20 protein-coding genes are annotated in these 18,369 nt (G+C 62.9%); 9 read left to right on the forward strand and 11 right to left on the reverse strand.

Annotated features, from left to right (window positions below):
* Positions 1-136 precede the first annotated feature (136 nt).
* A complete protein-coding gene (locus tag QMX97_RS27325) occupies positions 137-838 on the forward strand; it encodes a response regulator transcription factor (protein ID WP_065906561.1) in 702 nt (233 codons plus the stop codon).
* Between the two features lie 3 nt (positions 839-841).
* Positions 842-2,143 carry an ATP-binding protein gene (locus tag QMX97_RS27330; protein WP_282397933.1) on the forward strand — a complete coding sequence of 434 codons (1,302 nt, stop codon included), beginning with the start codon at positions 842-844 and terminating at the stop codon, positions 2,141-2,143.
* On the opposite strand, the gene QMX97_RS27335 is transcribed toward QMX97_RS27330, so the two are convergent.
* The 3 genes from QMX97_RS27335 to QMX97_RS27345 all read right to left on the reverse strand — a co-directional run bounded on the left by QMX97_RS27335 (position 2,144) and on the right by QMX97_RS27345 (position 3,978).
* The gene (locus QMX97_RS27335; protein WP_282397934.1) at positions 2,144-2,818 is read right to left on the reverse strand and encodes an anti-sigma factor; all 675 of its coding nucleotides are present in this window, start codon (positions 2,816-2,818) and stop codon (positions 2,144-2,146) included.
* Entirely contained in the window at positions 2,815-3,345 is a 531-nt protein-coding gene (locus QMX97_RS27340) for a sigma-70 family RNA polymerase sigma factor (RefSeq protein ID WP_065906577.1), read from the reverse strand. Before QMX97_RS27340 ends, QMX97_RS27335 begins: the two co-directional genes overlap by 4 nt.
* A gap of 111 nt (positions 3,346-3,456) precedes the next feature.
* Positions 3,457-3,978: a DUF3455 domain-containing protein gene (locus QMX97_RS27345; RefSeq protein ID WP_282397935.1), complete on the reverse strand. Its 522-nt coding sequence runs from the start codon at positions 3,976-3,978 to the stop codon at positions 3,457-3,459.
* Between the two features lie 137 nt (positions 3,979-4,115).
* Between QMX97_RS27345 and QMX97_RS27350 the strand changes: the two genes are divergently transcribed.
* Together QMX97_RS27350 and QMX97_RS27355 are read left to right on the forward strand one after the other, a co-directional pair.
* Complete coding sequence (locus tag QMX97_RS27350; RefSeq protein ID WP_213552898.1) at positions 4,116-4,886, forward strand: class I SAM-dependent methyltransferase; 771 nt, start codon at positions 4,116-4,118, stop codon at positions 4,884-4,886.
* 91 nt (positions 4,887-4,977) lie between these two features.
* Positions 4,978-5,763 (forward strand): sulfite exporter TauE/SafE family protein, encoded by a 786-nt coding sequence (locus QMX97_RS27355; protein WP_065906582.1) that lies wholly within the window; start codon positions 4,978-4,980, stop codon positions 5,761-5,763.
* A 67-nt stretch (positions 5,764-5,830) separates the two neighbouring features.
* Here the strand turns inward: QMX97_RS27355 and QMX97_RS27360 are convergent, their stop codons facing one another.
* Positions 5,831-7,069, reverse strand: a complete 1,239-nt coding sequence (locus QMX97_RS27360) for an acyl-CoA dehydrogenase family protein (RefSeq protein WP_282397936.1) — start codon at positions 7,067-7,069, stop codon at positions 5,831-5,833.
* A 268-nt stretch (positions 7,070-7,337) separates the two neighbouring features.
* Between QMX97_RS27360 and sfnG the strand changes: the two genes are divergently transcribed.
* Complete coding sequence (sfnG, locus tag QMX97_RS27365) at positions 7,338-8,423, forward strand: dimethylsulfone monooxygenase SfnG (protein WP_213552896.1); 1,086 nt, start codon at positions 7,338-7,340, stop codon at positions 8,421-8,423.
* 4 nt (positions 8,424-8,427) lie between these two features.
* Here sfnG and QMX97_RS27370 read toward each other — a convergent pair whose 3' ends face one another.
* Positions 8,428-9,522 (reverse strand): GNAT family N-acetyltransferase/peptidase C39 family protein, encoded by a 1,095-nt coding sequence (locus QMX97_RS27370; protein WP_282397937.1) that lies wholly within the window; start codon positions 9,520-9,522, stop codon positions 8,428-8,430.
* Between the two features lie 94 nt (positions 9,523-9,616).
* Between QMX97_RS27370 and QMX97_RS27375 the strand changes: the two genes are divergently transcribed.
* Both QMX97_RS27375 and QMX97_RS27380 read left to right on the forward strand, forming a co-directional pair.
* Positions 9,617-11,203, forward strand: coding sequence for a RimK family protein (locus QMX97_RS27375; RefSeq protein ID WP_065906589.1), 1,587 nt, complete (start codon positions 9,617-9,619; stop codon positions 11,201-11,203).
* A 6-nt stretch (positions 11,204-11,209) separates the two neighbouring features.
* The gene (locus tag QMX97_RS27380; RefSeq protein ID WP_282397938.1) at positions 11,210-12,142 is read left to right on the forward strand and encodes a magnesium transporter CorA family protein; all 933 of its coding nucleotides are present in this window, start codon (positions 11,210-11,212) and stop codon (positions 12,140-12,142) included.
* A gap of 84 nt (positions 12,143-12,226) precedes the next feature.
* Here the strand turns inward: QMX97_RS27380 and map are convergent, their stop codons facing one another.
* Positions 12,227-12,988 (reverse strand): type I methionyl aminopeptidase, encoded by a 762-nt coding sequence (map, locus tag QMX97_RS27385; protein WP_282397939.1) that lies wholly within the window; start codon positions 12,986-12,988, stop codon positions 12,227-12,229.
* Positions 12,988-13,188 carry a ParD-like family protein gene (locus QMX97_RS27390; protein WP_027606410.1) on the reverse strand — a complete coding sequence of 67 codons (201 nt, stop codon included), beginning with the start codon at positions 13,186-13,188 and terminating at the stop codon, positions 12,988-12,990. The genes map and QMX97_RS27390 overlap by 1 nt, the downstream gene beginning before the upstream one ends.
* 251 nt (positions 13,189-13,439) lie before the next feature.
* Between QMX97_RS27390 and ilvA the strand changes: the two genes are divergently transcribed.
* Together ilvA and QMX97_RS27400 are read left to right on the forward strand one after the other, a co-directional pair.
* Positions 13,440-14,462 carry a threonine ammonia-lyase, biosynthetic gene (gene ilvA, locus QMX97_RS27395; RefSeq protein ID WP_106804131.1) on the forward strand — a complete coding sequence of 341 codons (1,023 nt, stop codon included), beginning with the start codon at positions 13,440-13,442 and terminating at the stop codon, positions 14,460-14,462.
* A gap of 233 nt (positions 14,463-14,695) precedes the next feature.
* Positions 14,696-14,965 (forward strand): DUF1652 domain-containing protein, encoded by a 270-nt coding sequence (locus QMX97_RS27400; protein ID WP_106804130.1) that lies wholly within the window; start codon positions 14,696-14,698, stop codon positions 14,963-14,965.
* Here QMX97_RS27400 and QMX97_RS27405 read toward each other — a convergent pair.
* The 4 genes from QMX97_RS27405 to xylB all read right to left on the reverse strand — a co-directional run bounded on the left by QMX97_RS27405 (position 14,962) and on the right by xylB (position 18,240).
* Positions 14,962-15,360, reverse strand: a complete 399-nt coding sequence (locus tag QMX97_RS27405) for a hypothetical protein (RefSeq protein WP_120448406.1) — start codon at positions 15,358-15,360, stop codon at positions 14,962-14,964. The genes QMX97_RS27400 and QMX97_RS27405 overlap by 4 nt on opposite strands.
* 78 nt (positions 15,361-15,438) lie before the next feature.
* Complete coding sequence (locus QMX97_RS27410; protein ID WP_065906599.1) at positions 15,439-15,708, reverse strand: DUF2790 domain-containing protein; 270 nt, start codon at positions 15,706-15,708, stop codon at positions 15,439-15,441.
* A 99-nt stretch (positions 15,709-15,807) separates the two neighbouring features.
* Positions 15,808-16,746 carry a carbohydrate kinase gene (locus tag QMX97_RS27415; RefSeq protein ID WP_282397940.1) on the reverse strand — a complete coding sequence of 313 codons (939 nt, stop codon included), beginning with the start codon at positions 16,744-16,746 and terminating at the stop codon, positions 15,808-15,810.
* Positions 16,747-16,758: 12 nt separating this feature from the next.
* Positions 16,759-18,240 (reverse strand): xylulokinase, encoded by a 1,482-nt coding sequence (gene xylB, locus QMX97_RS27420; RefSeq protein WP_282397941.1) that lies wholly within the window; start codon positions 18,238-18,240, stop codon positions 16,759-16,761.
* Between the last annotated feature and the right edge of the window lie 129 nt (positions 18,241-18,369).

The following is an 18,369-nucleotide window of genomic DNA, read 5'->3' on the forward strand; positions in this document are numbered from 1 at the left end:
TTGTGGGTGGGGGCTCGCCCCCTACAGCGGTGTACCAGACTAAACAGCCTTCACTGACCCACCGCTGTCGGCGGCAAGCCCCCTCCCACATGGGATTTGTGTACGACCAATAACTGTATTTTCTGGAAACACCTTTATGCCCAACATCCTCCTGGTGGAAGACGACGCCGCACTCTCCGAGCTGATTGCCAGCTACCTGGAGCGCAATGGCTACCACGTCAGCGTGCTCAGCCGTGGCGACCACGTGCGTGAGCGCGCGCGGCTCAACCCGCCGGACCTGGTGATCCTCGACCTGATGTTGCCGGGCCTCGACGGCCTGCAAGTCTGCCGCCTGCTGCGCGCCGACTCGGCGGGCTTGCCGATTCTGATGCTCACCGCCCGCGATGACAGCCACGACCAGGTGCTTGGCCTGGAAATGGGTGCCGACGACTATGTGACCAAACCCTGCGAGCCACGCGTGCTGCTGGCGCGGGTGCGCACCTTGCTGCGACGCAGCAGTTTGTCCGAACCGCAGGTGGCCAATGACCAGATCCTCATGGGCAACCTGTGCATCGACCTGTCGGAGCGCACCGTGACCTGGCGCGAGCAGGCGGTGGAGTTGTCCAGCGGCGAGTACAACCTGCTGGTGGTGCTGGCCCGGCATGCCGGCGAGGTGCTCAGTCGCGACCAGATCCTGCAACGCCTGCGCGGTATCGAGTTCAACGGCACCGACCGTTCGGTGGACGTGGCTATTTCCAAGCTGCGCCGCAAGTTCGACGACCACGCCGGCGAAGCGCGCAAGATCAAGACGGTGTGGGGCAAGGGCTACCTGTTCAGTCGTTCCGAGTGGGAATGCTGATCCATGTTTCGTGTACTGCTGCGCCTCTCCCTGATCATCATCATCACCTACAGCGCGGCAATCTTCTTGATTCCCAAGCTGGTGATCCAACTGTTCGAGCATCGCTACCTCGACTACAACGTCGAGCAGTCGCGGGGCATGCAAAAGCTGATCGTCAAGCAGTACCTGCGCGCACCGGTGGAGCGCTGGTCGCAGGTCACCGAACAACTGGACCGCGACTTCGCACCGCTGAAAGTGCAGTTGCTGCTGCGTCAGGACGCGCGCTACACCCCGGCGGAGGCCTTGCAGTTGGAGCAGGGCAAGCCGGTGATCCGCCTCGGGGAGTGGGGTTGGATGGAGGAGGTCAGCTCACCGATCAACGACCAGTTCGTGGTCAAGCTGACCATCCCTCCCGATTCGCTGGACATGAACCTGCTGTACTGGTCGATGAACGTGTTGATCGGCATCGCGCTGCTGGCGTGCCTGCTGGTCTGGCTGCGCCCGCACTGGCGTGACCTGGAGCGCCTGAAAAGCACGGCCACCCAACTCGGTCGCGGCAACCTGAGCGCGCGCACCGGGATTGCCCCCAGCTCCAACATCGGCAGCCTGGCCTCGGTCTTCGACACCATGGCCGGCGACATCGAGCACCTGCTCAACCAGCAGCGCGACCTGCTCAACGCCGTCTCCCACGAATTGCGCACACCGCTGACACGCCTGGACTTCGGCCTCGCCCTGGCGCTCTCCGAAGACCTGCCCGAAGCCAGCCGCGAGCGCCTGCAAAGCCTGGTGGCGCATATTCGCGAGCTGGATGAACTGGTGCTGGAATTGCTGTCCTACAGCCGCCTGCAAAACCCGGCGCAATTGCCCGAACGCGTCGAGGTGGTGCTCGACGAATTTATCGACAGCGTGCTCGGCAGTGTCGATGACGAGTTGGAAAACCCCGAAATCGTTATTGATGTGGCACTCGATTGCGCCGTGGAGCGCTTCAGCCTCGACCCGCGCCTCACCGCCCGTGCCTTGCAGAACCTGCTGCGCAACGCCACGCGTTACTGCGAAAAACGCATCCAGGTCGGGGTCAAGGTCTGCCCCAAGGGCTGTGAAATCTGGGTGGACGACGACGGCATCGGCATTCCGTTGGACCAGCGCGAGCGCATCTTCGAACCGTTCTACCGCCTTGACCGCAGCCGCGACCGCGCCACCGGTGGTTTCGGCCTGGGCCTGGCGATCAGCCGGCGCGCCCTCGAAGCCCAGGGCGGCACGTTAACCGCGCAGGCCTCGCCACTGGGCGGTGCCCGGTTTCGCGTGTGGCTGCCCTGCGTCGCCTGATCAGAGCACTTTGACGGCGCGGCCGATTGCCTGGATCGGTCCCGTGGGTTTGCCGGTGGGTGAGCCGCTCGGGGCCTCGAGGGTCAGCTCGAACAGCTGGTTTGGCGTCAGCGGCGGCAGCTTGTCCAGCGGCACCGAGAGGGTCTGTCCCGGCTTGACCAGGCCCAGGGATACCGGCCCTTGCCAGCCGTCGCCCTTGGTCCAGAACTGCAGGGCCTTGTCGGCCGGGACTTCCATCACCCCCAATGGAATCAACTGAATCTGCTGATTGTGGCTGGCCTGGATCACCCAGCCCGGCGCCTGGCTCTGTGGCGCCACCAGCACCACCACGAAGCTCGGCGCGGCGCCGGGTGGACGGGTCAGCAGCAACGCAGACAGCACCAGGCTCGCCAGCAGGCCGGCACCGGCAAGGCCGCGCCACACGGCCAGCAGGTTCCACCACGGCACGCCGCGGGCGGCGGGTGCGAGGGTGCGCTCGATGCGCCGCCACAGGTGGGGCGAGGGCGGCACCGGTTCTGCCAGGGCTGTCAGGGGTAATAGCCGTTGCTCCCAGGCATCCACCGCAGCCCGCAGTTCGGCATCGTGCGGCAGGCGGCGCTCCACCTCGGCACGCTGCTCGATGGGCAGGGTGCCGAGCACGTATTCGCTGGCCAGTTCGTCGAGTGTTTCGTTCATGCCATGCACTCCCGCAACGCGGTGAGGCTACGTTTGATCCAGGCTTTGACAGTGCCCAATGGGGTGCCCAGTTTTTGCGCGATTTCGCTGTGGGAATAACCGTCGACATAGGCATGCAGGATGCAGGTGCGACGGGCCGGGTCGAGTTGCTCCAGGCAGGTGTGCATCTGCCCCGAGCGCGCGGGAAATTCAAAGGTCACGGTGTCGGCGGCGAGCTGTTCGTGTTCCTCGCCCAGCGCCACCTCGCGATGCTGGTTGCGCACGTGGTTGAGCGCCAGGTGGCGGGTCACGCTGAATACCCAGCCGCGTGCCGAGCCGCGCACGGGGTCGAAACTGCCGGCGCCGCGCCAGATCCTGATAAACGCGTCGTGCACGATGTCTTCGGCCAGGGCCTTGTCCCGCACGATGCGCAATGCGACGCCGAGCAAACGGCTGCTGTCCTGCTCATACAACTGGCGCAGGGCGCGTTGGTCGCCCCGGGCACAGGCCGAGAGGCAGGCGGGGTAATCAAAGAGGGTCTCAGGCAAAACGTTGTATTCCTGGCACTGAATTAACCACCGCCACGGCCCCTGTGTGGCGAGCAAGCGTGCTCGCCACGACACGCCGGCGCCCACAGGGGGCAGCGTAGCTGACTTTGCTCAGCTGGCGGACCAGAAAATGTAATCGGCCTGGTAGCTCACCACCGCCTGCTCACCCTTGTTGGCGGCGCTGCACGCGGTACTCGGGGCAACACCCCCTTTGAGCGCGACCCGCTGGATGTAGCTCACGCCGCTCATCGCGCCCTTGCCTTCGGCCGGGTTGGCCTTGACCAGTTGATAGGGCAGGTTGCCGGCACCCGACGGCGCCACGGCGAGCTGGGTGCCGGTGATTTTCGAACCGTCCTTGGCCTGCCAGGTGGCCGGTGGGCCGAAATAGGTGCCGACGGGCTTGCCGCTGCGATCATTGAGCACGGCCTTGGGGCCGACGAAGGTCCACTCGGTCTGGCCGGCGGCATTGGGCTTGTCGCGGCACTCGTAGGTGATTTCGCCAACGCCGGTGGTTTCCAGCGCGACCTTGTGGCCCGCCGGCACTTTGATGCTGTCGGGCAAGCCGGTCTGGGCAAAAGCGGCGGGGGCGGCGATCAACAAACCGGTGAGGCAGAGCAGTGTTTTAGTGTTCATCGGTGCTTCTCCATTCAGTCAAACAGCGGGGGTACTGGAAGGACTACCCATGACGCGCACGATTGGATGCAGCGATTAGAAAATAAAGTCATGAAGGCGCACACTGTGTCCCCGCTTTATCCGAGGAGAGATTGGCAATGACTGGTGTCCACGCGTCTGCTCAACAAGGTTTCTCCACCCAGGCTGTCACCTACGCCCAGGGCCGGCCGGATTATCCACGGCAACTGACCGGCTGGCTCACGGAGGCGCTCGGCGTTGACGCGCAGTCAACCGTCATCGACCTGGGCGCCGGCACCGGCAAATTCACGCGTTTGCTCAGCACCCTGGCGCCGACCCTGATCGCCGTCGAACCCGTGCAGGCGATGGGCGCGCAGTTGAGCAAGCTGTTGCCGGACGTGCGCCTGGTCGACGGTACCGCCGACTCCATGCCCCTGGCCGCCGCCAGTGCCGACGCGGTGGTCTGCGCCCAGGCGTTCCACTGGTTCTCGACCCAGGCGGCGCTGCGGGAGATCCACCGTGTACTCAAACCCGCGGGCCGGCTCGGACTGGTGTGGAATGTGCGCGATGAGTCGGTGGCCTGGGTCGCGGCGATCACCGCGATCATCACGCCTTACGAGGGCGACACGCCGCGCTTTCATACCGGGCGCTGGCGCGAAGCCTTTACCGGCGAGCTTTTTTCCGCGCCTGAACTCAGCTGTTTCCCGTATAGCCATGTCGGCAGCCCTCAAGAGGTGATCATGGATCGCTTCCTCTCGGTGAGCTTTATTGCCGCGCTGCCGGACGCGGAAAAGGCCAAGGTGACCGCGCAGTTGCAGGACTTGATCGACACCCATCCGGACCTGCGCGGGCGTGACACCGTGGCCTTCCCGTACCAGACTCAGGCGTACGTCTGCCGTCGATTGAGCTAAAAAGCATAAAGTCAGATCATATTGATATAAGTCGTTATAAGAAAAATCGCTATCCTGCGGCCAGAAATTTATAAGGCCGCGGGAAGTTGTAATGGATGTGGGTAATGTTGGTTTTGTAGTCGCGGGCCTGATCGTTGGTTTTATCGTGGGCATGACCGGCGTGGGCGGGGGCTCGTTGATGACGCCGATCCTGTTGTGGTTCGGCATCAATCCGGCCACGGCGGTCGGCACTGACTTGTTGTACGCCGCGATCACCAAGTCCGGTGGCGTGCTGGTACACAGCAAGAACAAGAACATCGACTGGACCATCACCGGCTGGCTGACCCTGGGCAGCGTGCCTGCCGTGTTGCTGACCCTGTGGTTCCTCGCCAGCCTGCACACTGACCCCAGCGCCATGAACGCGGTGATCAAGCAGGCCCTCGGCGTGGTGCTGCTGCTGACGGCCCTGGCGATCCTGTTCAAGAAAAGCCTGCTGGCCTTCGCCCAGCGCCATGCCGGCGATGGCTACCACATGAACCCGCGCAACCTGAATGCGTTGACGGTGGTGACCGGTGCCGTGCTGGGCACCATGGTCGCGCTGACCTCCATCGGCGCCGGCGCACTGGGCACCGTCGCGTTGTTCATCCTCTATCCGTTCCTGGCCACCCGCCGCCTGGTGGGCACCGAGATCGCCCACGCCGTGCCCCTGACCCTGGTGGCGGGCCTGGGCCACGCCGGCATGGGCAATATGGACTGGCACCTGCTGGGCTTTTTGCTGATGGGCTCGCTGCCGGGCATTTACCTGGGCAGCCACATGACCGGCAAAGTCCCGGACGGCGTATTGCGCCCGTGCCTGGCGATCATGTTGATGACCATCGGCTACAAACTGGCCTTTTAAGGCATAACAGGGTCCAAAGGTGAGAGGGGCTTGCCCCTCCCACATGCTGACTGCGATCAACCTTGATTCAGGCTTTCGCCGGCCCATTACCGATCTGCCACACAAACGGTGGCTCGGTCGCATTGATCACCCAGTCGCCGACGATCCGCGCCTTGTAGATCACCGGGTTGTGCGACGACACCGTGCGCGCATTGCGCCAGTGGCGGTCCAGGGACTTGCCCTGGCGCACATCCGACGCCCCCAGCGCATTGAACAGTTCGCTGGTGGCGCGCTGGATCAATTCCGACACCACCACCTGCGCCGTGGCCGACTCGATCTCGGCGGCCAGATTGGCCGCGTGTTCGGCCGCATCATCGCCGCCAAACCGCGCCAGGTAAGCCTGTTGCGCCGGCGCTGCGGCTCTCAACGCGCTGGCTTCGGCGGCATACACCAGCGCCGCGACTTCACCCACCACCTGCTGGACCTGTGCATCCTGGCTGACATGCGGCGCATTGCCGTGGCTGTAGATGCGTTTGCGGCTGCGCACCTGATGGGCGACATCGCGCAACGCGGCGCGGCCGATACCGGCGAGGCTGGCGAGCAGCACCAACTGGTAGAACGCGGTCTGGTATTTGAAGCGGGTGGCGAAGTCGATGACGTTGTCCGCCTCCACCACCGCATCGGTAAAGCGCGAGGTGCCGCTGCCGGTGGTGCGTTGGCCGAAACCGTCCCAATCATCGCTGTGCACCACGCCGGGCTGGCGCGCGCGCGTGGCGGCGATCACATCGCCGCCGGTGTCGCTGCGTTGGGCGTACACGTCGATCCAATCAGCGAAAATGCTGCCGGTGCTGTAGAACTTTTCGCCGTTGAGCTTCCAGTTATCGCCATCCGGGCTGACCTGGGTGACCACCTCACCGATGGCCACGGCGCCGATTTCAGTCCAGGCGCAACCGACGATATCGCCGTCGACAAAGCGCTTGAACCACAGGTCGCGGCCGGCACTCGGGGCGGCGTTGAGGCGATCTTCGGCAAACGCGAAATGCCCGCGCAGGGCCTGGGGCACGTTGGAGTCGGCTTCAGCCAGCTCGATCAGCAATTCGAACAACTGCGGCAGGGACGCGCCGCCACCGCCGTATTCCACCGGCACCCGCACCGCGCCGAAACCGGCTTGTTTAAGCCACTGGATCGGTTCATGGGGCAGGGTGCGGGTTTGCTCGCGCTCCACCGCACTCGCAGCGATACGCTGGAAAATCGGGCGAAAGCGCGCGGCGAGGGTGGTGTAGTCGACGCCGGTGGACAGCGGGTTGATGACGTGTTGTTCGGTCATGGGCAAAAGCTCCAGGGCAGTGATCAATGCCAAGGGTGATTGCACACTCCGTGCCGGGTGTCCGGGCCCATGTTTACGCGGGAGATGCTGCGCCAGCTGTTGCCCCAGCAACAGTGAACCGACAAACCTCCACGATCCGTGACAGGCGTCTTCGCCTGAGCGCCGGCCGGGTTTTCCGCCGTAGCCCGCACGGCGCGTGCGTTTCCCCGCGGCTGGCACGCTTGCTGCTCAACCCCTCGGTACATCCCTGTGTGCGAGGTAGTGATCGATGAGTCAGCAAGCCGTGAAATTTGCCTATTGGGTGCCCAACGTCAGCGGTGGGCTGGTGGTGAGCAAAATCGAACAGCGCACCCATTGGGGCATCGACTACAACCGCAAACTGGCGCAACTGGCCGAAGCCGCCGGCTTCGAATATGGCCTGACGCAGATTCGCTTCACCGCCGGCTACGGCGCCGAGAACCAGCATGAGTCCGTGGCGTTCAGCCACGCGCTGCTGGCGGCGACCACCACGCTCAAAGTGATTGCCGCGATCCTGCCCGGCCCATGGCAACCAGCGCTGGCGGCCAAGCAACTGGCAACCATTGACCAGCTCACCAACGGCCGCATCGCGGTGAACATCGTCAGTGGCTGGTTCAAGGGTGAGTTCCAGGCCATCGGCGAACACTGGCTGGAACACGACGAGCGTTATCGCCGTTCCGAGGAATTCATCCGTGCCCTCAAGGGTATCTGGACCCAGGACAACTTCACCTTCAAGGGCGACTTCTATCGCTTCAACCAATACACCCTCAAGCCCAAGCCGCTGGGCCAGCCGGAAGTGTTCCAGGGCGGCAGTTCGCGGGCGGCGCGCGACATGGCGGCGCGGGTGTCGGACTGGTACTTCACCAATGGCAACACCCCGGAAGGCATCAAGGCCCAGGTCGATGACATTCGCGCCAAGGCCGCTGCGAACAACCATTCGGTCAAGGTCGGCGTCAACGCCTTCATCATCGCCCGGGATACCGAGGAAGAAGCCCGCGCCGTGCTCGCGGAAATCATCGACAAGGCCGACCCGGAGGCGGTGAATGCGTTCGGCGACGCGGCCCGGCAGGCCGGCAAGGCTTCCCCCGAAGGCGAGGGCAACTGGGCCAAGTCCAGCTTCGAAGACCTGGTGCAGTACAACGACGGCTTCAAGACCAACCTGATCGGCACCCCGCAGCAGATCGCCGAGCGCATCGTCGCACTCAAGGCCGTGGGCGTGGACCTGGTCCTGGCCGGTTTCCTGCACTTCCAGGAAGAGGTCGAGTACTTCGGCCAGCGCGTGTTGCCACTGGTGCGCGAGCTGGAAGCCAAGGCCGCGATCAAGCAGGTGGCCTGAGCATTCACCGGGTGAAGACCACTACCGCCGCGCGCAGCTTGTTATTGCCAAAGCGGCACATGCGCTCGAACTCTGCATGGCTGACCGGCAGGTGCTGGCAGTCCAGGGGCTGGCGGTGCTGGCTGTGGTCCACATCCGGGTTGTGCAGGTAGACGAAGTCGTCGTCGCAGTCGGTGACGATCACCCAATGCGGGGATTTCGAGCGGGTGAGGCGGTAGCTGCTGATCAACACCAGCGGCTGCCCGCCCTCCTGCAACAGCCGGGGCAAGTCCAGGGCGCCGCCGAAAACCTGCTCGACGTCGCTGCCTGCCAACTCTTCCTCAAACGCGGCATGCACCACGCGCATGACGTCCTTTTTATGCGGATCGCGTACGCCATCCAGAAACAACGGCCCGCGCACATTCACCTGCATCCGCACCCGAAAGCCCCGACGCCACGCCGCCAGAGCCAGGCCTTGCGGGCTGCAGCCGCCATGGCCGGCAGTCATGAACACGGTGGTCGCTTCCCGCCAGATCTGCAGCTCTTCGCGGCGCAGGGCCGGGCGCTCCGGGACCAGCGCGCCCATGGCCATCAACAGGCAGGCGGCGCCGCAGGTGAAGTCGGTGGTCTGTTGGTAATACGGCACGCTGTGCGAGCGCGCATCCTGGTGCTGCAGGATGCGTTTTTCCAGGCGCAGGGCCGGGCTGTGGTCTTCGTAGTAGTCGTTGATCAGGGCAAAGCGGCGGTAGCCGTTGCGTTCATACAGGGCGAGGGCGCCGGGGTTGTCGGTGCGCACTTCCAGGCGCAGGTAGGCGCAGTCGTGTTCCACTGCGCAGGCCTCGATGCGGCTCAGCAGCTGTTTGCCCAGGCCCATGCCGCGCGCGTGCTCGGCGATGGCGATGGAGTACAGCCGTGCCAGCGAGGTGCCACGGTGGAACAGCACCAGCGCATAGCCGAGCAATTGCCCGTCCTGTTCCGCCACCAGCAACCGGCCATGGGCGCGGCTGACCATCCAGTGGAAACTGCGCGGTGACAGCCGGTCAGTGGTGAAACAATGCTGTTCCAGTGCCACTAATTCAGGCACGTCCTCGGGGGCTGCAATGCGAAAGAAAAGAGCCATATGACCGCCGTAAAAGTTGCGTAACGAAACGGGACTTCTCTAAAAGATCGTGCTTAATAGAAAAGGTCGAGTTCTCTAAAGCGGATCAAATATTATGTCGGCGGTACAAGGTCATTGGCGTGAAGTATCCGAGCAAACTGTCGCGGCGACAATAACCAATAAGGGTTATTTTTCCGCACCCCCCAAAGGCGCCAGTCAAGTTGTGATCATTGTCGAGCGCAAGGAAGACTGGGCCTCCTACTTCCCCAGCGAAGACATCGTCACCGCGCAGGAATACCTGGAGCAAACCCGCGAAAGCGAGACCGGCAAGCGTGTGCAGGTGATCAACCTGTGCCGCAGCTACAAGTACCTGGGGCACGGCTACTACTGTTCGTTGCTGGCCGAAGCGCGCGGGCACAAGGTGATTCCGTCGGTGCGCACCATCAGCGAGCTGACCAAGAAGTCACTCTACGGCCTGGCGCTGGATGACCTGGATAAAACCCTCGATAAAGCCTTGAGTCATCATCTCTACAGCAATACCGAAGGCTTTACCCTGACCCTTTACTTTGGTCGAACCAATATTGAACCGTTGCAGGAGTTGGCCCGCCAGTTGTTTGAAGCGTTCCCGTGCCCGATCCTGTTAGTTGAATTCAGAAAGAACAACGGCTGGCACATTGAAGGGGTCAAGTCCGGCGTACTGCACAAGTTGCGTGATGACCAGGAAGATCAATTCGCCCACGCCCTCGACAACTTCAGCCGCAAGATCTGGCGCCAGCCCCGTTCACGTCGTCTGGCCCGTTATGACCTGGCGATTCTTCACGATCCCCAGGAGCAGCTGCCGCCGTCCAATGCCAAGGCGCTGGAGAATTTCATCCGCGTGGGCAAGGGCCTGGGCATCGATGTGGAGTTGATCGAGCGCAAGGACTACTCGCGCCTGGCCGAATACGACGCCTTGCTGATCCGCGAGACTACAAGCGTCGACAACCACACCTACCGCTTCGCCAAGAAAGCCGAGAGCGAAGGGCTGGTGGTGATGGATGACCCGGCTTCGATCCTGCGCTGCACCAACAAGGTCTACCTCACCGACCTGCTCAACAGCCATCAACTGGGCATGCCCGCCACCGAGATTCTCTACAAGGAACGACCGGAAGATTTCGAACGGGTCGGCGAGCGCCTGGGTTTCCCGCTGGTGCTGAAGATCCCCGATGGCTGTTTCTCCCGGGGTGTGATCAAGGTCGAAAGCCAGGAAGCCTTGCTCAAGGCCACTGCCGAGCTGTTCGAACATTCGGTGCTGCTGCTCGCCCAGGAGTTCTTCTACACCGAATACGACTGGCGCATCGGCGTGCTCAATCGCAAGCCGATCTTTGCCTGCCAGTACTTCATGTCCAAGGGCCATTGGCAGATCTACAACCACAAGGCCATCGGCTCGGACATCAACGGCGAGTGCCGCACCCTGGCGGTCCACGAAGCGCCCAAGGCGGTGGTGGAACTGGCGGTGAAGACCGCCAACCTGATCGGCGACGGGCTCTACGGCGTCGACCTCAAGCAGTCCGGCGACAAGGTGGTGGTGATCGAGGTCAACGACAATCCCAACCTGGATGCGGGCATCGAAGACGCCTATTTGCAGGACGACCTGTATGGCCTGGTGCTGGAGGAATTCGTGCGGCGCCTGGAGTTGAAACGCCAGGGCCAGGTCTGGTGAGTCGCGATGATCCAGCGTTTTGAGCTAATCAATGGAAAACTGCTGGGCGTGGACAGCACCTCGGCGCCGATCCTGTTGTTCAACAACCCTGACCCGAGCGAGCGTGAATGGCTGCGTGACCATCACAAGCTGGATGAGCATGCACTCGCGTCGGCCCTGGACCCGGACGAGGTCTCGCGCATCGAGTTTCACCCCGACAACCTGTTCCTGATCTGGAAACGCCCGGAGAACTATTCCGGCGGCGGCAACCTGGTGTTCGAAGTGTCGTCCTGCGGCCTGCTGTTTTCACCCGGCCGGCTGCTGGTAATCGCCACCGATGAAACCCCGCTGAGCGGCCTGGGCCAGCGCCGGCCGCTGCACACGCCGCTCGACGTGTTGCTCGACCTGCTGCTCAACAACATTCATCACTACCTGGGCCACCTCAAGGTGATCAAGCTGGTCGCGCGCGAGTTGCAGCAGCAGTTCAATGCGTCGATGAGCAACCATCACCTGATGCAGATGTTCAACCTCAGTGAAAGCCTGATCTATTACATCAACGCGCTGCACAGCAACGGCGCCGTGCTGTCGAGGCTGCGCAACCACGCGGAAAAGGAGCACTTCAGTGCCGAGATACTCGGCCTGATCGATGACCTGATCATCGAGAACCATCAGTGCTACAAACAGGCCGAGATCTATTCCAACGTGTTTTCCGGGCTGATCGATGCGCGCGGCAACCTGATGAACAACAGCATGAACAACCTGTTGCGCAAGCTCACGCTGATCAACGTGGTGTTCCTGCCGCTCAACCTGATTGCCAGTGTGGGTGGGATGTCGGAGTTCAGCATGATGACGGCGGGTACGCCGTGGTGGGTGTCGTACCCGTTGTTCCTGGCTGCGATGGGGTTGGGGGCAGGCTTGATGGTGCTAGTGCTCAAGCGGATGGCGGGCGCGGCGATGTAAAGGTGGCGATGCATCAGGCACGCCTCTGCGCCTGGTTTGGGGCTGCTGCGCAGCCCAACGCGGGACAAGCCCGCTCGCCACAGGTTATCCGCCTGGCGGTGTTTGCAGGGTCAGCACTTCAAAGCCATCCGCCGTCACCGCCACGGTATGTTCCCACTGCGCCGACAGGCTGTTGTCCTTGGTCACCACGGTCCAGCCATCTTTCAGGCTGCGCACCTTGGAACTGCCCTGGTTAAGCATCGGTTCGATGGTAAACACCATGCCTTCGCGCAATTCCATGCCGGTGCCGGGGCGGCCGAAGTGCAGGATCTGCGGGTCCTCATGCATCTGCTTGCCGATGCCATGGCCGCAGTATTCACGCACCACGCTGTAGCCGTTGGCCTGCGCGTGGCTCTGGATCGCATGGCCGATATCGCCCAGGCGCGCGCCGGGCTTGACCTGGCGGATGCCGGCCCACATCGCCTCAAAGGTCATTTCCACCAGGCGCCGCGCCTTGGGGGCGACGTTGCCGATCATGTACATCTTGCTGGAGTCGGCGATAAAGCCGCCTTTTTCCAGGGTGATGTCGATGTTGATGATGTCGCCGTCCTTGAGGATCTCCTTGGCGCTGGGCATGCCGTGGCACACCACCTCGTTGATCGAGGTGTTGATGGAGAACGGGTAGTCGTATTGCCCGAGGCTGGCGGGGCGGGCTTTCAGGTCGTTGCGGATGAAGGCCTCGACGGCGCTGTCCAGCTCCAGGGTTGAGCGGCCGGCGCTGACAAACCCGTCGAGCATGTCGAACACTTTGGCCAGCAGGCGCCCGGATTCGCGCATGACAGCCAGTTGGGCGGCGGTCTTGATCATCAGCTGCGCCCCCGGATCAGGTCGGGCTTGTCCAGCAGCAGTTTGTTGATCAACTCGTGGTAGGGCAGGCTGGGGTTCAGTTCGGCGAGCAGGCCGACCTTGATCCAGAACTCGGCCTGGGCGTTGATGGAGCGGTCCATGGCCGCACTGGCCAGGCGGAGTTGTTCGTGCAGTTGGTCGCTGATCTTGACGATGCCCATGGTCTTCACTGTGCTGGATTGATATACGAATCGTATATGTTTCGTATGCTTGAAGTAAACAGGATGTTGACTTGGTCCGGATGGCCGGTTAATTTCCTGGCATGACCTTCCAAGCCTTCCGCAGCCAGCCAAGCATTATTATTACCGCCATTCCTCATTTGGCGGGATAGCACACGGCTGCACCCAGACCCGCCCTTGAGGCGGGTTTTGTTTTTCCGTCTCCCGTGCTCTACACACACCAGGAGACACCCATGAGCAGCTGTCCCGTTCCTCCCCGCGCTGATGCAGGCCTGCTTGAACACTATGTGAAAAAGATCCTCGCCGCCCCGGTCTATGACCTGGCGGTGCGTACGCCCCTGCAAGCCGCGCCGGCGCTGTCGGCATTGCTCGGCAACCAGGTGCTGCTCAAGCGCGAAGACTTGCAGCCGACCTTCTCCTTCAAGATTCGCGGCGCCTACAACAAGCTCGTGCAACTGACCGCCGAGCAGAAGGCGCGGGGCGTGGTCACCGCGTCGGCGGGCAACCATGCCCAGGGGGTGGCGCTGGCGGCGCGGGAACTGGGGATCCGGGCGCGAATCGTGATGCCCGCGACGACGCCGGAATTGAAGGTGCTGGGCGTGCGCTCCCGGGGCGCCGAAGCGGTGTTGCACGGTGCAAGCTTTCCCTTTGCCCTGGCCCACGCGCTGCAACTGGCCGACGCCTCCGGTTATACCTTCGTGTCGCCCTTCGACGACCCGGACGTCATCGCCGGCCAAGGCACAGTGGCCATGGAGATCCTGCGCCAGCAGCAAGGGCCGCTGGACGCGATCTTCGTCCCGGTCGGCGGCGGTGGGCTGATTGCCGGGATCGCGGCCTACGTCAAATACCTGCGGCCCGAAGTGCGCATCATCGGCGTCGAGCCCGAAGGCTCCAGTTGCCTGTTGGCGGCCCTGCGCGCCGGTGAGCGCGTGGTGTTGCCGAGTGTCGACGGGTTTGCCGATGGCACGGCGGTCGCGCAGATCGGTGCGTTTGGTTTTGAAATCTGCCGGCAGTGGGTGGATGAAGTGATCACCGTGAGCAATGACCAACTGTGCAGCGCCATCAAGTTGATCTACGACGATACCCGCTCCATCACCGAGCCTTCCGGTGCCTTGGCGGTCGCGGGTATTCGCCAATACGTGTCAACACGTGGCATAGCGGGGCAGACATTGGTAGCGGTTAATTCCGGCGCGAACATCAACTTCGATAGTTTGCGATATGTTGCTGAAAGAGTGGTCGCGCAAGGCGCAGTTTGATACCAGGCGTGGGGTTAAACGATTAATCGCAGCGGTTCGACGATTATTTCATCTACCCGGCCAAGCTTATATAAGGGTGCTGGGTGCTTATGAGGAATGGTTACAACGAGACTGGATTTTGCCGAGTAGGCTGGTGATGGTAAGCGTCTTCCAGGGGCGGCAAGACGCGGCAGGCACACGCTTGCCAGACTAAAAACAATCGATTGGCAGTCTCAGAAAAGGAGAGGTTGGCCATGCTTTCGGAATTAGAACTTCGCAGTATTATCGAAGGAAGTTTCCTGCCTAAACGGTGCGAATGCACCAAAGCCGAAGATGCCTCGCTGACGATCAAGGTCTATGACGACCGCGACCGTGACCGGGTGGATTTGGAAGTCAAAGGTATCAACGCCGACAAACTCGACAGCAGTCGAGCCTTGTGCAACCTGATCACCGGGTTGCGTGAAGACCTCAAGCACAGCCATGCACCCGCGCTGCAACGAGTAGCTGCGCGCAACCTGTACTAGATCGACGCTTGAGAGTGAGTGACCGAAGACCTGTGGGCCTGGATAAACGCCAGGCCCAATACGGTTTCCGTTGCCACCGCCAGCAGGATCCCAGGGCCTGCATTGCCATTGATCCACTCCCCGAACCCCAATACGGCCAGCACCAGGCAGCCGGCGATAAACCCGCTGGTCAGGGCGCGGCGTGTGTCTGAGGGTGGGGCAAGGCGAGCACGGTAGAACATGAGGCCGATGGCCAGGAACAGCGCGGCATTGCGGCGCGACACCAGCCCGGTGGCGCTGGAATATTCGACACTCCATAACCACAGCAGCAGGTCAGGACGCAGGCCCCAGACAAGTGCAAGGGCGAAGCAGAGCAGGGCGGTGAATGTTGCGAGAGAGCGGAAACTCAACTGCATGGCGAATCCCTTCAGCCGTATGACAAGCCCGCAAGACTACTCCTTCCTGTGCGGGCCTGTCCTGGGTCTTTCACCGGCTCAATTCTGGAAATCGCAGGCTTCGGACATTTTCCGATAGCTCACGTCTTCGACCTTGCCGGCCGTGTCCACAAACTTGATATCCGCCTTGATGACTTTGCAGTCATTGGTCTGGGCCTCGTTCATGGCCAGCACCTTGGCGATGTTCATCGGCATGCCGTAGTGGTAGGGCACAGGGGTGACGGTCGCCGTTTGATCGGCAGCCTGGGCCAGGCCCGACACCGCCGCCAGCGCCAGCGCGCCGCCGAGCATTAAAGTGCGCAGTTTCATGGTGGTTCTCCGCAAGTGAGTACACTTTCACTCTCGACTTGCGGGATTAACCGTCGATTAATTTTTGCCTGGCTGACAAAACCTTCATAAAGGCTGGATTCAGCCGAGTTGATCACGATACGGCAAATCCGGCCCAGTCTTGCCACACGTCAACGCGGCAGCGCGAATGGCGAAGCCGAGCATCGTGTCGATCTGCGTGCGCGTCAGTTGCTGCAGGCCCTCTACCGAATCCAGGTTCTGCTCGGTCAACCAGGCAATCAAGGCGGCCTGGAAGGTATCGCCAGCGCCGACGGTATCGGCCATCACCACCTTCTGTGCCGGTTGCGACCAGTTGCCGTGCTGGCGGCTGAAGACGCTGGCGCCGTCGCCGCCACGGGTGAGGAATACCAGCTGGCAGCGGTGCTGCAGCCAGCCTTGCAGCACGCTTTCCGGCGACTGGTCGGGGTAGAGCAGGTGCAGGTCTTCGTCGCTGACCTTGATCAGGTCGGCGTGCTTGACCAGCTCCGCCACGCGCTCGCGCCACAGCTGGATATCCGGCTGGGGGTTGAGGCGTACGTTGGGGTCGAGGCTGATCAGGCGCTTGCCGCTTTCGCGCTTGACCAGGCTCAGCAGGGTGTCGCCGATCGGCTGCACCACCAGCGAGAACGAGCCAACGTGCAAGCCGCGAATGTCCGCGCCCAGCGCCGGCAGATGGGCGACTTCCAGCAGGCGGTCGGCGCAGCCTTCGCCGCGGAAGTTGTACTGCGGCGAACCATTGGCGCCCACGGCGACCATCGACAACGTCGTCGGCGCGGCAAACTCCACCAGGAACTGCTCGCTGACGCCTTCATCCTTGAGCACCTGCAGCAAGCGACGCCCGAGGAAGTCGGTCGACAGCCCGCCGAACAGCCCGGCATCGATGCCCAGGCGGCGCAGACCCACCGCCACGTTGAACGGCGAGCCACCGGCAATTGCCTTGTAATTGACCTTGGAAGCCTGCCCGCTGGCATCTTCCTCGCTGAAAAAATCAAACAGCGCTTCACCGCACACCAGATACATAGTCGTTTGCTCTTAAAGGGTTGCTACTAGCTGTTGATAGCGCGCGTACGCCTGTTGGTAGGCGCTGACGCTGGCTGACACCGGCAGGGTACGGCTGGCCGGGTCGACGCTTACGCACCGGTCGCACAGGCTGGCCAGGGATTCGCCGGACTGGCACCACGCCGCCTGGATCGCCGCGCCCAGGGCCGCAGCCTCGCTTTGTTCGGTGCAGATAACCTCGGTGTTCATGATATCGGCGACCATCTGCCGCCACACCGGGCTTTTCGAACCGCCGCCGATCAAGCGGATGCGCAGGCTTTGCAGGCCGGTGTGGCGTAGCAGGTCGAGGCCGTAGCGCAGGCCGAAGGTGGTGCCTTCGACCACGGCGCGGCACAGGTTGGCACGGGTCAGGTTGGTCATGGTCAGGCCGTGCAGGCTGCCGGTGGCGTGGGGCAGGGCGGGCACGCGTTCGCCGTTGAGAAACGGCAGCATGCTCACGCCCTCGGCGCCAATCGGGGCCTTCTCGACCAAGGCGTTGAACGCGTTGAGGTCCAGCTCGAACAGCTCGCGGATTACCCCGGTGGCGTTCGTCAGGTTCATCGTGCAGATCAACGGCAGCCAGCCGCCGCTGGAGGAACAGAAAGTCGCCACCGACGCCTGCCCACTCACGTTGGGTTGGTCGGCGAATGCATACACGGTGCCCGAGGAACCGAGGCTCATGGTGATCACACCGGGGGCGATGTTGCCGGTGCCGATGGCGCCCATCATGTTGTCGCCGCCGCCGCTGGAGACAAGCGCGTTGGGGTTGATGCCCAGGCGTTCGGCGATGGCCGGCAGGATCGTGCCCACCGCCTGGTCGGCGTCAATCAGTTCGGGCAGCGCGGCCTGCAGGCGACCGCTGGGGTCGATGTGCTGGAGCAGCGCCACGTCCCATTCACGGGTGCGCACATTGAAGTAACCGGTGCCGGAGGCATCGCCGTATTCCGCCACGGCGCGGCCGGTGAGCCAGTAGTTGAGGTAGTCGTGGGGCAGCAGGATATGCGCGATGCGCGCGAACACGTCCGGGTGCTGCTCGCGGGTCCAGAGCAACTTGGACACGGTGTAGCCCGGCGCGATGGCCACGCCGAGGCGTTCCAGCGAGCCACTTTCGCCGCCCAGGTACTGCAGCAGACGATCATTTTCGGGCGCGGTTTCGGTGTCGCACCACAGCTTGGCCGGGCGCAGCACCTGGCCGCTGTCATCCAACAGCACCAGGCCGTGCTGCTGGCCGGACACGCCGATGCCAAGGATGTCCTGGCCGTCGACGCCGGCCTGTTGCAAGGCGCGGTGGGTGGCTTCGGTAAAGGCGTCCAGCCACTCCTGGGTGTGCTGTTCGCGACGGCCATTCGCGCCGCTGATCAGTGTGTGCGCCGCAGCGCCGAGGCCCAGCACCTTGCCGCTGGACGCGTCGAGGACGATGGCCTTGGTGCCTTGGGTGCCGCAGTCGATGCCGAGGAACAGGTTTTGCTGGGTCATGAGGGTGTGCTCAGCGGTGTTATTTTTTTTGGATTGGCAACCCGGTCCAGTGTGGGAGGGGGCTTGCCCCCGATGGCTGTGGGTCAGTGAAGGATATTCGCCTGACACACCCTCATCGGGGGCAAGCCC

The sequence above is a fragment of the Pseudomonas sp. PS01298 genome (assembly GCF_029959745.1).
Taxonomy (GTDB): Bacteria; Pseudomonadota; Gammaproteobacteria; order Pseudomonadales; family Pseudomonadaceae; genus Aquipseudomonas; species Aquipseudomonas aylmerensis.